The 14,673-nt window shown below is 35.7% G+C and carries 11 protein-coding genes; all 11 read right to left on the bottom strand.

Features of this window, described 5'->3' with window-relative positions; genetic code table 11:
* Window positions 1-37 precede the first annotated feature (37 nt).
* The gene (locus CK510_RS14290; protein ID WP_095722337.1) at window positions 38-1,150 is read right to left on the bottom strand and encodes an exostosin domain-containing protein; all 1,113 of its coding nucleotides are present in this window, start codon (window positions 1,148-1,150) and stop codon (window positions 38-40) included.
* A gap of 53 nt (window positions 1,151-1,203) precedes the next feature.
* On the bottom strand, window positions 1,204-2,346 hold the full coding sequence (locus CK510_RS14285; RefSeq protein WP_095722339.1) for a glycosyltransferase family 4 protein: 1,143 nt from the start codon (window positions 2,344-2,346) through the stop codon (window positions 1,204-1,206).
* Between the two features lie 108 nt (window positions 2,347-2,454).
* Entirely contained in the window at window positions 2,455-3,426 is a 972-nt protein-coding gene (locus CK510_RS14280; protein WP_211293195.1) for a glycosyltransferase family protein, read from the bottom strand.
* A 74-nt stretch (window positions 3,427-3,500) separates the two neighbouring features.
* On the bottom strand, window positions 3,501-4,385 hold the full coding sequence (locus tag CK510_RS14275; protein WP_095722336.1) for a glycosyltransferase family 2 protein: 885 nt from the start codon (window positions 4,383-4,385) through the stop codon (window positions 3,501-3,503).
* A gap of 58 nt (window positions 4,386-4,443) precedes the next feature.
* A complete protein-coding gene (locus CK510_RS14270) occupies window positions 4,444-5,457 on the bottom strand; it encodes a GT-B fold glycosyltransferase domain-containing protein (RefSeq protein WP_095722335.1) in 1,014 nt (337 codons plus the stop codon).
* Window positions 5,458-5,541: 84 nt separating this feature from the next.
* Window positions 5,542-6,777, bottom strand: a complete 1,236-nt coding sequence (locus CK510_RS14265) for an O-antigen ligase family protein (protein ID WP_095722334.1) — start codon at window positions 6,775-6,777, stop codon at window positions 5,542-5,544.
* Between the two features lie 24 nt (window positions 6,778-6,801).
* Complete coding sequence (locus CK510_RS14260; RefSeq protein ID WP_095722333.1) at window positions 6,802-8,073, bottom strand: glycosyltransferase family 4 protein; 1,272 nt, start codon at window positions 8,071-8,073, stop codon at window positions 6,802-6,804.
* A gap of 47 nt (window positions 8,074-8,120) precedes the next feature.
* On the bottom strand, window positions 8,121-9,107 hold the full coding sequence (locus tag CK510_RS14255; RefSeq protein ID WP_095722332.1) for an FkbM family methyltransferase: 987 nt from the start codon (window positions 9,105-9,107) through the stop codon (window positions 8,121-8,123).
* A gap of 80 nt (window positions 9,108-9,187) precedes the next feature.
* On the bottom strand, window positions 9,188-10,969 hold the full coding sequence (locus tag CK510_RS14250) for an ABC transporter ATP-binding protein (protein ID WP_095722331.1): 1,782 nt from the start codon (window positions 10,967-10,969) through the stop codon (window positions 9,188-9,190).
* A gap of 167 nt (window positions 10,970-11,136) precedes the next feature.
* Window positions 11,137-13,371: a GumC family protein gene (locus tag CK510_RS14245; RefSeq protein ID WP_095722330.1), complete on the bottom strand. Its 2,235-nt coding sequence runs from the start codon at window positions 13,369-13,371 to the stop codon at window positions 11,137-11,139.
* 48 nt (window positions 13,372-13,419) lie between these two features.
* Window positions 13,420-13,851 carry a hypothetical protein gene (locus CK510_RS14240; RefSeq protein WP_095722329.1) on the bottom strand — a complete coding sequence of 144 codons (432 nt, stop codon included), beginning with the start codon at window positions 13,849-13,851 and terminating at the stop codon, window positions 13,420-13,422.
* Window positions 13,852-14,673: the final 822 nt, after the last annotated feature.

Raw genomic sequence — 14,673 nt, 5'->3', positions numbered from 1 at the left:
AGTTATAACTACACAGTTCTTCTAGTAACTCAAAAAACTATGATGACAATATTTGCAATTTTGATTCAGCGTGAAAATGCTGCCAAAAATTACTAAAATATCCTTCATTCGATAACATTTTTTCCCACAATTTTCGACATTCATACTGTAAATCAATAAACTCTTGTGGTGAAATATTCTGATGGAAATCAATCACCTTTTCGGCAATATGTGGTAATTCTTGACTATCAACCCAAACACAGTATTTCTTCCAATCAATTGCAAAATCAAATGGTAAAACACAGTCAGTATCAATAAAGATTGGAATTCGTCCACAGCATAATACTTCAAATAGTCGAAAAGAAAAATTTCCTCGACCACGACAACATAACATGTAGTCGCTATTCACGATACTATTAACATACTCGATACGTAATTGTAATTTTGTCTCGATATCAATGGTTTCATTGAAAAAAGCCATATTGTCTCGAATGAGAAAATTTGTCTCAATTCCTGAACTCTGACTCAAGTAATTTAAAGCCTCAGTCCGAATACGATGTCCCCTGTAAGGTAAATAGTCTGCCCCACCTTTGGGAAGCATAGCTATTTGATAAATCAATTCCTTCAGCTTGATATCCCAAGAAAGGTTATTTGCAAAACCAGTAAACCCAATTACTGGCTTATCCTTTTTCTGACGAATTGAAAGTTTATTATCTAAATAACACTTAACTAAGTCTTCATGAACTGCATTCATTGCAAAGTCATGTGGTTTTCTTTGAGATGCAAGAAGTGATTGACGAAATACAAAAGCATCTTTTATTGATATTTCCTCATGTGAGGAGTCATTCGTAAAAAATATAATTAGTGGTTTATTAGCTTTTTTGACTATATTTGAAAATTCCAAAGCTAAATGCATTCGTGATAGGTTTATTTGAGGTTTCCATGTATTTCCTCTCACATGCAACCAATCAAATGGCAAAATAGCTAAATCAGCATTTTCTAATGTAGTCAGCTCAAATAATGAATCAGCAATATTTATATAATCATTAATGTAATTTGACCAAGGAGATTGATTTTTTTCTAAATATTTGCTCCAGAATGGTTGTAATATAGTGACAGGATTTACTCCTTGTGGTACATATTTGGGGTCAGAAAATATTTTTATCTTCATTGTCAACGATTCTATGCTTAGTGATAAATTATCAAAACCTTTGATTTCGGAACTTAAGCTGATAACAAGATATCCGTCACCATTTTTGCTTTAGCGTTCCAAGAATATTTTTCTCTGATTTGATTGTAAGCAGCTTCTACCAAAGATTGATATTTATCTAAATTTAAAGCTGCATCTAAAACTGTATCTGCTACTTCCTCTGAAGAAAATCCTGGAACTAGTAAATGTTTTAAATGTTCAAACTCTTCTAAACCTCTTAATCCTTCTGGTGTGGAAATGACTAACTTTTTGCTAGCGAAGTAATCTAGAGCTTTATTTCTTGCTCCACCTGCAACTGCTTGTTTTGTAAAGGGAAGAAGACCAATATCAGCAAATTGTAAATACCTCAAAAAATCTTCTCTGCTTGGTAAAAAGCCAACGAAAGTAATATTTGCTGGCAACTTATCCTCAAATTCATTACTATCACGACCGATAACAATAAAATGGACTTTATCTGAATGTGGTTCCAAAGATTTAGCTACTTCAATCGTCATTGAGACAGACATATCATTACTTGGGAATTGAAATGTCTTAGGTGCGACAACAACAACTATTTTCGCTGGTCTAAATTTTTGATATGGGTCTGGAGACAAAGATATATTACTATTTAATAGGTCTTCGGCTACACCGTTACCAATGCAATATATGTTATTGGGCTTTTTCCGATACCATTGAGATATTAGCTTGGGAGTTGAATCACCTGCTGCAATAATTGGCTTTCCGGAAAATACGAGAATTCCCTGAGCAACATATGTCTTAACTAATTGCAAAAAATCTTTGAAATAATTACTAACAGAAGATAAGCGACTCCAATACTCAAAAGCAGAAAAAGTATGAAAATCAAACACCAAAGAGGAATTTTTCGGTCTTTTAAGGGTAAACACAATTAAAGCTGCTATTGCAGGAAGTGTTTCCTGAGCATATATGATTTCTGGTTTAAACTCTTCTATACATTGTTTAAGTGATTTGATATAAGCAGTAAGATTTCTAGAACCAACAGAAATTGAAGGTGCGTAATTAACTCCAGAACAATTAATACCCAAATGGAAAACTTCAAAGCTTTCAGCCAGATATTGACCAAGATAAAATGGTCTTGTAAATGCACCAAATGGTTGCATTGAATCAAGAGTAGAAACAATTAACAAACGTTTCGCCAAAATTAACAACCTCGCTTAATTATGATTTATCAGGGAAAGGCAGAGGGTAGAAGGGAATAGAAGAAATTAAAGATAAGATTGTTACCTCTGCCCTCTCTTCTGCCTTCTTCAAAATTTAATCTTTTTGTTGATAAGTTTAATTTTCCTCAAAAATTTGTTTTTGTAACGAGATAAGGATAGTTGTGCATCTTCTAAACTAAGTCTTAATTGTAATTGCATTTCTGTATTTGTAAATGCATCACTGACGAACTTTTGACGATAAAAAGTCATGGGTTTAGAGTAGACATTAGAAGCATTTGAAGTTGGCTTATTTGGTCCACACCAATGAATTATCACATCTTCATTTTGATAAATTGGGTTAGATTGACTGAAAGAAAAACGCTTTTTCAGACTGTGCTGCTCAAAATCAGGAACAAGTAATTGTATGCTCTCTTGCCCTAAACGAATATTACCTCTATCGGCTGCACGAAAAAGCATAAAGTTCAGAAAACCTTGCTCACCAGGAAAAAATAATTTGGGACACTGAGATATTAAGTCTAAAATTTCAACATACTCCTCCAATTTAAAAATATCTCTTGTACCGAAGAAAGCACCTGTGCAGAAATAATGGTGTCGATGTTCCTGCCAACGAAAGTCTGGATAATACTTTTCAATTCCCTTGATATCAAAGAAGAAATTACAAATATCCTCATCAGGACGTTCGTAACGAGGTTTGTCAATGATGACATCGTAGTGTTGAAAATTTGCAAATTTAAGTATATTAAACCAAACAATAGTGTCTGCATCTAAATACAAGAAGTGTTTCCACGGACTCTCCCAAAATGCAATCATCTTAGTTAGTCCAAAACCAAAACTTCTCTCTCTTAAAACATCACTACATACATTTTTTTTATTAATTACTTTTACTCCGTAGGTTTTTTCTAGTGCCTGTGTTGAAAAGTCTCCATCGACAATCAGACAGATAGGTACATCACCAATAAAGTATCTAATACTAGCACAGCATCCTTTTGCAAGCATATAATCTTGGTCGCTACATGCAATAATAATTCCAAAATCTTCAATCATTTTTTTATCCAACATAAGTATTTAATACAAGTTTTTTTGAATAATGCCTAGAAATTTTCAAATTTGAATTTAAGTCTAAGTTAAACTTGTCAACCTACTGACTTAACTTCTTCACAAAATGTAGGAGAACTACTTAAGTTTTTGTAGCCAATCATTGCGCGTATGTATGGAAGAAACCAGTAAAGAAACCAGAATGAACCAGAATGTCTATAGGTAAAAATAGTCCAAGCTCGAACTGGAAAATTCTTGATGTGAGTAACTTTTTTTAAACGTTCTAGCACAGAAAGATTTTTATCTACCCAGCTACCTCTGACAGAATTTTGTGAACAGGTTCCAACATAACCTGGTGCTAACCACATGGAACAACCTAATTTCTGCGCTCTTAATCCGTAATCTAAATCACCTAGACTGTGGATAAAAGCAGCATCAATATTTCCCACTTTAGTTACAACACTAAGAGGGATTAATACACAATTGCCATACATAGTGTCGCATTCTTGGAGATGATTAGAAGGTTCTAGAAACTCAAATTTATTTGAGTACCAACGTTTTGATTTAACTGCACCTCCATAGGTGGGTTTTCCTGTTTTAGGGTCTTTGGTTGAACCGACAATAATAGAGTCAGCGTGAGAATTAGCGCATAAATATTGATGAATATTCAATAAGCGCTCTAAAGTATCAGACTCTAGTGTGGTGTCGTCATTCAACCAAAGATAATACTCATAATCTCTTTGTAAAGCTTCAGCAAATGCAAGTCGCATTCCACCAACCCAAAATAAGCTACCATTCCCTTTCAGAATTTTCACATCTGGATAATTAGCTTTGATAGCTTCATCTGTACCATCAGAACTACCATCATCAGTTAGATAAATATCAAAACTAACATCTTGCTTGTATAAAGCTTGTAAACAAGAAAGTGTTATTGTCCGTCTATTATGACAAGTCATAATTACTGCAATTTGTGCTTTTTTCATGTCTTTTCTATTCAAAATTAATATTTTACCCCAGGAGAAAATATGTATTCGGTAGTTATTAAACTTGGGATATAAACCTTTTGAACCAATGGCTTAAAGGAATATTTATATTAAATCCTCGAAGCTTTTGCTCAATACTTCTAACTTTTAACATTTGTCGATGAGAAGTAGATTGGTATGGCATCTTGTGGCGACTTACTGCTTCACATAGCCATTGATACTTATCTGAATAAGTCTCAATTCCTTTTAGTCTATTCAATTGCTGAAGCCAATCATAATAGTAAAAGAGGTTGAAATAATGAATTGACACAAGGTTTTCAAAGTGATTAACTGTTGCAGCCTTAGATAATTGATTATGTAATGGTAAGGGATAGCTATAAGCAGAAGAAAAGCTTGATATATTTTCTTCTAAAGCTGAGATAGTAGCAGATAGTAATGATTGTTCGAGAAAATAAACTCCTTGAGGGGGAGCTATTTGTAAATGCATTGCTTTTTCAAAATTTTCTTGCCAAGCTTGAAAAATACCAGCATTTCTTCTAACTGCGACTAATCCTGAATTCCAATATCCTCGAATCCGTTTATTTGCAATCGGGGTAGTAACGAAAATTTCACGCTTTACACCTGCTATTTCGTAAATTTTCTTCCAGTAAGCATCTTGACGGTCTAAACTACCAATAGAACCAATACCTTTTCCATACTCAGGACGAATACGAACATTACAACCTTCTGGAAGTAAAAACTCTTCGGGTTCGGCAAAAAAGCATTTATCACTGTCTATGAAAACTAAAATATTAGCATCAATATTTTTTTCAGCATAGGCACAAACCAAAGGTTTATTTGCCAAATAATAATCATGAAATTTTGTGTTGATTGGTATTTGTTGGTGGATAACACCTAGAGTTTCAAAACTCTTTCTAGTTTGTAGCGATATAGGTTCACCGACTCTAGGATGAAAGCTATATATCGGTGTGTCTTTTAATTGACCACAGAATTTACGAATACTTTCTGCCAGTAGTAGAGATTGCCCTTCTAAACGACCAGGTTCTGTACAAATTAAAAAAGATATTGACATGAAAAATATTCCTAATTAAAACTTTTCATAATTAGAGTCTGATTAATTAATATTTCTAAAAAAGTTAGGATTTGCCAATTTATTCTAGAAAACCGCTTGATTATTATTCAAGTGAAGATTAGAGCTATATTTATTGATTCTTGACCATTCCAAACCTATTGTCAAAGTAATAGTAAGGGACACTAAAGCTGTATCATAGCTATCGGCTAAACTAACTAGAACAGTGAATAATTGCAATTGAAATAACCAGAATATTTCAATTTTCTTTGTTTTTAGTAGAACAATGATTATGCGGGTGAATACATTAATCAAGCTGAGAATACTCGATGCTAATCCAATGAAGCCCAAACTCAAAAATTGCTCTAGAAAAGCATTATGAGTATTAAAGCCTTCTTCACGAAGTCCAGACCATGTGTGAACCATGATATCAATGCCTGCATCTGAACTCCAAAAAGCGTTAAAACCGTAACCAAGCCAAGGTCGTTCTAAACCCTTTTCAATTGCTAAATCCCAAATTGGTGTACGTCCGTTAAATGATAGACCTTCTCCTAATATATCAACTAGGATAGTGTCCATATTTGTGGTAATCAAAAAAGCTGTCCCACTTACAAGTATGCAGATTATCCCAACAATAACAACTCGGAATTTGTAATGTTGTTTGATGACTTGATAAAGTGGCATTCCTAAAACTAATACTAAAACACTAACTAGACTTGCAGAACTTTTGGCTAAAATCACTAATACGATCGCGGCAGCAACTCCAATTACAGCTAACCAGTTTTGTTTGCCTTTATGACTAATAATATGGTTCAAAAAAAGTACAACTGCCAAACTCATTGTATAGCCCAGAAAGTTTTTGTAAGGGAAAATGCCTTGCCATCCTCCTTCTTTCGCGATCGCATAGCTTGGGACACAGATAATTACTAAAGAGCTTAAAACAAGGATAATACTGAAGACCCAAGTCCATAATTTCACCTGATCCTTAAGGCTATAACGTGAGGCTATATAAGCTGCTAACATAAGTGTACGCAGTAAACCTCTAATTCCTTCCGATGTTGTGGCTAAATTACCTGTCCATAAGAGGGATAATATTGCAACAACAACCGAAAATAATAAAAATGGGTCACGGGTTGCAGTATATGGTATTCGCTTCCAGCGAATCAATACTAAAATCCCAATTGCCGGATAGCTAATAGCTTTGAACAAGGAAGCTAGGGGTTGGGGAAAATTCACACCCATAAAAAATAGCATCCAGAATATAGTGAATGCTACTTCTAAATATTTTAGCCACCGATTTAATACTTTGTTATCAATTTGCATTACATCAGATGATTAATAATAAATTTAAAATTTTGATATCGCGACTTCCTTTATTTGAGATTGAAAAATTGATAAATAACGTTTAGCTTGAATTCCCAGTGCAAATTCTTGTTCTGTTTTTTCACGAGCGCAATGTGAGAGTTTTTGATGTCGTTCTTTATTCTCCAGAACCCAAGCAATCCCATTTGCTAAGTCTTCAATTTTAAATGCTTGTGCTAAATAACCATTTTTTTGATGTTCAATCATATCTGGCATTCCCCCAATATTGAATGCAACACAGGGTGTACCACAAGCGATAGATTCCATCACTGTATTAGGTAAATTATCTTGGAGAGATGGTGCTACAAATACATCTGCGGCAGAATAGGCTAGTGCTAGAGAAAGGTCATCATTTAGTAAGCCTAAATAATGGGATTTGAAACCAAAATCTGTCAAATTTTCGCTCTTAGAAGCACCAAATACAACCAGTTCGAGTTTGTCTTGCCATCCAGATGAATTTAGTTGGTTTAGTGCTGGTTGGAGGAGATGAAATCCTTTCCTTTTGTCACTAGTAGCTTGCAGCGAACCAAATAAAACTAGTTGTTTATCTTGGGGTAATTTGAGTAGTTCCCGTGCAAATTGTTTGTTAATTGGTCGATAGGTTTTAATATCAAGACCATAAGGTATAACTTCAATTCGCGTATCTTTAAATAATGAGCTAGATTTGGCACAATTTGCCAACCATCGACTGGGGGTAATGATTGTTAAATCTAAATTTTGCCATACTTTAACTTTACGATGCCACATCCGTCTGGATAAATCTCTATCTTGATGGCTATTTAATTGAGGGCAACTACCACAGGATTGAGTATAGCGATCGCACTCCTGATTGTAGTGGCATCCCCCTGTAAATGCCCACATATCATGGAATGTCCAAACTAAGGGTTTATTGAATTTGGCGATTGTGTTTATATTTAAAAAACCCCCATTAATCCAATGGAGGTTAATGATATCTGGATTAATTTGATTAATTTGAGAAATCAAATTGTCTGGCAACCAGGGTAAGGAATAAGATGTGCGATCGCGTTTTGAATAAAGCTTTAAAGGTAAGTGGTCTAAAGTTAATCTTAATCCAGAAACTGCATTACCCATTCCAGAGCTAGCTGATGTACCAGTAACTTGATTATCATCACTATGTTTAGTTTGTACCAACATCTGGCTGTCAACATTTATTGATTTAAAGCTTTGATGCAATCTGTAGGCGCATCGAGCAGCACCTCCTTGCATATCGGAGGTGCTAATTATCAATGTTTTCATGATTACTCTTTAGTATGGTTTGCATCTAAATATTAGACAATTACATATTAGACAATTACTTTTTTAACTAACTTTTTAATTCTTGTTGGTACAAGCTTCCCAAATATTGCTCGAATTATCTTTTTATTATGATGTATTGTTTTAAGACGCGAGATTGCTTCATTAAGTAGAATTTGCGAGACGGAGTCTTTTCCAAAAATTCGTTCGTATTCTAAAGCAACCTCAGAGGCAAAGCCGATTTGATTATCCAAGAGGGAAAATGCCCATAGCATGACATAATCCGACTTACTAAAATTCCCGTTTGCTAACCATTCTAAAGTTCTGAAATATCTTGCTTCACACCAGCATGGGGTCTGCTTATGAAAATTACTTATAAATTCAGGGTTGAGTTCGGGTACTAAATCTTTTAGTTTTTCTAAAACTGATTTTTTCATTCTGACTGTTCCACAAACATTAAAGTTCGACAGCCAAAAGCCTTGTTTTATTAAATGTTTATGAATGTCGATAAATAAGTCTTCTCCCTCATAAACATCTGCTATACCTGGTTCAATATCAAGTGCTAAAACCTGATTTCTAAGTTCGTCTCTCAAGCTATTAAATATTCGTAAGTCTGTTCCTTGAGTATCGGTTTTTATCCAACTAATTTTATGAAGCGAAAATTGTTCAACTACTGCGTTAAGATTAGTTGCCTCTACTTGTACCTCTTTTTCAACTGTAAAGTAATCGGAAAAAAGATAGTTAGATATTGATTTAAAATCTGGTTTGAGAACGCTCGAACACTGAGGAAACTTTGTTAAATTGAATAGAATTTGTTGACTGTTAGCATTACTTGTAATTGCCTTATTGATGATCAAAGATTTGTAAAATAATCCTTCCTGCGGTTCATAAATTTCTCTTAGGTCTGGATCAAAACCAATATAAATTGAGTGATGAGCAATACTGTTCCAAATTTCAGGTGTTTCTGCTGATGACCCAATATCTATCAGAACCGGATAGATATTGAGTTCGGTAAACAGTTTGGTTAGAGTTTTCATTTCTAAATCCTTAAGAGTAGTGAATGTTATGTAATCTGAATAACTTTGCCGTTTTTTGCTGAAGTTTGAATGTATTTCTATTATCCTAAAACGACTTCCTTATAACTACCCGACTTGACAATGCGACCTCCTTCCAGGGAATAAATGCGATCGCAATGTTTAACTGTTGTCAGTCGATGGGCAATTATAATCATGGTTAATGTTCCTGATAATGCTTGTATTGCTTCTGTTACAAGACTTTCTGTTTCATTATCAAGTGCAGAAGTGGCTTCATCTAGAACTAAAATTTCTTTTTTGTGGTATAATGCGCGAGCAATTCCAACCCGTTGTCTTTGACCTCCTGAAAGTCGAATTCCCCTTTCACCAAGCACAGTATTTAAACCATTGGGTAGATGGTCGATTAAATCTGTAAGTTGAGCAGCTTCCATCGCTCCTTGCAATCGCTTTTGGTCAATTAATTCATCTGGAACACCAAAGGCAATATTCCGTTCTAAGGTGTCATCCATCAAAAATATTGTTTGTGGAATATAACCAATCAAGTCTTGCCAGGAACGCAGGTTGTCATATACAGAGACACCATCGACAGAAATATCACCTGACTGGGGTTCTAATAAGCCTAATATTAAATCAACTAAAGTCGTTTTTCCGGCTCCAGACTTGCCAATTAGGGCAATCGATTCGCCTTTTTGTAAGCTTAAAGAAATGTTCAGTAAAGCCGGAGTATTAGTTTCGGGATAACGGTAAGTTAGGCAATTAAGATCGATTTGATTTTTAAAGGTGAAATTTGTGCTGATGCTACTATTGCTTTTTGTTTGACGCGATGATTTCAATGGTAAAGATTCTTGCTGTTTAGCCTCTAGTAAATCTAGATAAATTGCATCCATTGAATAACTTGCACCTTGAGCGTAACTCACTAAGGCAATAAACTGGCTTGTTGCAGGTATCAATCGAATTGAAGCAATTGCAAATACACTCAAGACTGGTACTAACTGTTGAACGCTTTGCTCGAAAAATAATTGGTATACAACAATCAGAAGTATCAGAAATAAAACTAGAATTGTCTCGATTGCGATACGAGGAATAATTTGTGTGCTATTGAAAAGAGATTCAGCAGTTGTATACTTTTTTAATTTTTCATCCATTTGCTCTTCAAAATATTGCTCGCAACCGATTAATCGTGTCTCTTTAATCCCCCCTAAGCTATGATTAATAATCCGAATAATTTCGTTACGACATTCAGATGTTATTTGACCCCAACGAGCAAATTTCTTCCGCATGATGTAGAAAAAACCAAATGTTGGTAAGATAATTGCTGATGCAATCGCCAGAAAAATTATATCTGTTTTCGCTAAAACAATAATTAGGATGGCAATAATTATGAAATTAGCAGCAGCTTCGAGTGAAGAGATTAAGACTTGTTGAGCAAACTTTTCAGTCTCTATTAATATATTGCGAATGATAGTTGAAGTATTTTTTTTCAGAAAAAATTCATATGGGACTGTTAAATATGTATTCATCAATCTTTTTGATATTCTAGCTTTCTGTCTATAGCCGAAGTTATAAATATACGACTTCATGAAGAAGTAGGCTACAGATTTTATGCAGAATAAAATAACTAGCGCTATCCCTAAAGCTGCAATAAATTGGTTATTAGATTGTATTCCTAACCTTTGATAAAGCCAATTAAGTAAGGCAATATTTTTTATCAACTCTGGATTCATTGACAAACTTAAAAATGGTCCAATCAGTCCTATTCCCAAAGCTTCTAAAACTGAGGCAAAAATTGATGCAACCAATAAGTAGAGAAGTTCTAGTTTTGAATCTCCAAGGATATACAATAATTTTGAGAAACTTTTAATCATTGCATCAATGTTCCAATATTTTAATTAAATCTGGGTTATAAGTAATGACTTATTTTACAGATTTGTATTGAGTAGTTCTAAATTAATAAGAGAGAAACTAGAAAGCTAATTTTTAAAATTTATTGTTTTCGCCTAATTAGCTTTTTTAAGTTCAACTAAGCATTGGATTAGCTCTTCTTTCCATAGGTATTGCTATTGCCAACTTCTGCATGGCTATTTCGAGCAAATACACCAGATCGGGGTACGGTATCTGACTCAATCGAGTCTTTTGAGTAATAAAAGTAACTATCTGGTTCCCGTCGCACATTCACTCCGTTAATCACCATGCCCAAGACATTTTGACCAGACTGAACCAAAAATTCCTTCGCAGCATTCGCACTGGAGTAGTCAATTGTTCCTGGACGAACTACTAATAATGTGCCATCAACAAGTTTACTCAAAACTGCCGCATCAGCAGTTCCAGCTAGCGATGGCGTGTCAAATATTACGAATTCATAGTCCTTTGTAAAACTCTCAACTAATGTCGCCATCCGTTTAGAATCCAATAATGCCACGGGATTTGGTGGTAATACACCCGATGGCAGAACAAAGAGGTTGGGCATGACTTCGTGTATGGCTGTATCACTAGCGATTTGCTCCACCATGACGTTAGAAAGCCCGATCGCATTAGTCAGATTCCAGATGTGGTGCTGAACTGGACGACGCATATCTGCATCAACTAGTAACACTTTCCGTCCAACTTGGGACATCGCTAGAGCTAAATTAGCTGCGATTTCTGATTTCCCTTCTTTTGATACCGAACTAGTCACAACGATCGCTTTGATTTCTCGATCCGAACTCAGGAATTTTAAGTTCGCTTGTAGCATTTGGTAGGCATCTCCAAGGGGAAATTGATTGACATCGACTGCGACTCTAGGGATGGATGAGTCGATCGTATCAATCCAAGTATGGTTTTTGCTACGTTTGTTGACGCTGGGAATCACACCTAGTAAGGTGTATTTAAATAGCTGCCGTGCTTCTCTGACAGTTTTCAACGAGCGATCGATAATATCTAATCCAAATCCTGCGATCGCACCTAATAATATTCCCCCAACTATTCCCGCTCCAATAAAAATAATCTTTTTTGGACCATTGGGTTTAGTCGGTACTAAAGCACGGGAGATGGTTCGAGCATTGCCAACTTTTTGATATTGGGAAACTTCAGCTTCTTGGAGTCTTGTCAACAGTGTTTCGTATGTAGTCTGTGATGCTTTGAGTTTCCGCTCGTATTCCCGTTGGACTTGTTCGAGTTTGGGCAAAGTACTGGCACGCTGTTGATAGCCTGATTTTGCTTGGGATAGGTTGGCAATTTTGGTTTCCAGAGCAATACCCTCGTTTTCATTCTCCACCAACTCCCCTAGCAATTTTTGCCGCAATTCTCCCATTTGTAGATTGCCAGCAGGAATCCCTTGGCTAGAGTTTCCTACCTGTGCTGTACGTTCGGAGAGCAAACCTTTCAGGGCTGTAATTTTTTCTTCGAGGTTGATAACGCTGGGATGTCCGGGATTAAATCGAGTTCGTTCAACCTGCAATTGTGCTTCGGCTTGTTGGAGTTGGGTAAGTACTTCTTGAGTTCCTTTTACTTCACTTAAGTCAGCATATTCCACAGCTTGTTCGGAATTTGCTTTTGCCTGAGTGCGTAATTTTTGGACTTTGGCACTGACTTGAACTAACTGTGATTGAGCTTCAGTGATTTCTTCTTCTAATTTGGATATTGTGTTGACTGCGTTGGTTGCCTCTTGTTGCAAAACCAGAACATTATTTGTTTCTTTGAATTTCCGTAGGGCTAATTCAGCTTGTCGAACCGATCGCTCACTTTCGGGTAGCTGCTTCACAATGAATTTGCGAGCTGATATTGTTTCTGTTTGGTTATCTTTGACGTTTGTAGTGATATAGATATCGATAACTTTATTTACTATATTGGCAGCTAATTGGGGGTTTTTATCACTATAGGAAATCTCCAATACATCAGTACCTGGGGCAGCTTTGACTTTGAGGGCTTTTTCTAATACATCAAGTTCGAGTGGTTTCCCTTCCGCATCTTGGAGTTTTAAAGTCTTAATTGTTTCTTGAAGAATCGGTACTGATTTGACTATCTTTGCCTGGGTTTCCAGGGGATTTCCTTCTCTGGTCAGGGCTTCAAGTTTACCAGCATCTTCTCCCAATCCTGTTAGTGTCGATGTTCTATCTGCCTTAACTAATACACTGCCTTCGGCTTCGTATGTTGGTTTCAACGAAAATGCATACATTGACGCTGCGGTGACTACAACTCCAAAAATACCGATCGCAGGCAACCAACGACGTTGCAAAACTTGTAAGTGTTTTTGAAAATCGATTTCTTCAATGTTTGGTAAGGATTCCATAAATTGCAGATTTTTCAACTACTCCGTAATTTCAATTGCATTGCCAATTCAACCCCTGAGTTGAAATTCTCTTCTTGCGTCGTAACCTGTCATCCGAGCATGTCTGCGGGTAAATTCACCCACCGAGGGATTACCATCAGGATTGGTTACTCCCACTGCTTGCTGCCATAATTCAACTGGTGCGATCGCAATGTCGTATCTGTTATCTTTTTTCTTGATGTAATACCACTCTATCTTTTGACATTGTTCGCACCAAAATGCTTCTAACCATTCCCCAGTCAGGGGTACTGTTGTCTTGGAAGCTACCAACATCATTGCTGTTTTTCTTCCGATTCCCCTCTGTTGCAGTTGTCCAGCAGTGTCAGCGTAGAGGGAATATTTTTCACTGGCACTATCGAGGTAGCATCCATGTATCGGACAAAATATAGCCCGTCGTTTAGAACGCTTGCGATTGCGATCGCATCTTTTTTGTAATTCCACACACACCCCTTTTTATCAACAAATGTTGAAATCAATTTAGATTCGTTTTTTTGAGGAACCATAGAGACGTTCTTATGGAATGTCTCCAGTAAATTGGGAAGACATTCACAATTAATGTAATGTCTCGCTTTCTGCTTAATCTAAATAACAAAATATAATTTTGCATATTCTCTTCTCACCTCTAGATGCAATACACACTAAGTATTAATCCCATGTGAGCCTAGAGTCGCTGAAGTAAGAAACAATGCGATCGCTCTTTGTCAAAATCATTATAGTTAACACCTTCGATAGGTTAATTTGAGATTTTAATGAGCAAGCTGTTTTTACTTTAGAACTACATTACTTTGAGCATTCAATCCTAATGTTGAGTTATCTTTAATACATTGAATAGATGTAAAACTTTGTGATTTCACTCTCTCCATCCAAACACACTTCACGAACAGAAGAGAGAGTATCTTTGGTGAGACTGAGATCGAAACGACCATCAAAGTCCCATCCTTAAAAAAATTCTTATTTTATTCCTATCAAATAGCTATATTAATCGTTATTTGATAACTAAATCAATCCACCACAAGTTATAGCCACATATAAAATCGAAATCCGTAAAATAATCGTTTTTCAGTGAAATCTCTTATATATCCGAACCTTAAATGACAATCATCTCATTAGCTCATTCTCAGATGATTACACAATTAATAATACACGCTGCAAGTAACTATATTTAGCAGGCGGATTTGTGCTTGCGTATATTGAGTATGGAGCAAATCAGTCGTTAGGTAGATGTAATTCAGGAAGCCCTTGTACATACATTAATAACAAATT

It is taken from the genome of Brunnivagina elsteri CCALA 953 (genome assembly GCF_002289455.1).
Classification (GTDB): Bacteria; Cyanobacteriota; Cyanobacteriia; order Cyanobacteriales; family Nostocaceae; genus Brunnivagina; species Brunnivagina elsteri.
The sequence above is the reverse complement of the archived record's forward strand: the minus strand, read 5'-3'. Positions and strand labels throughout refer to the sequence as shown.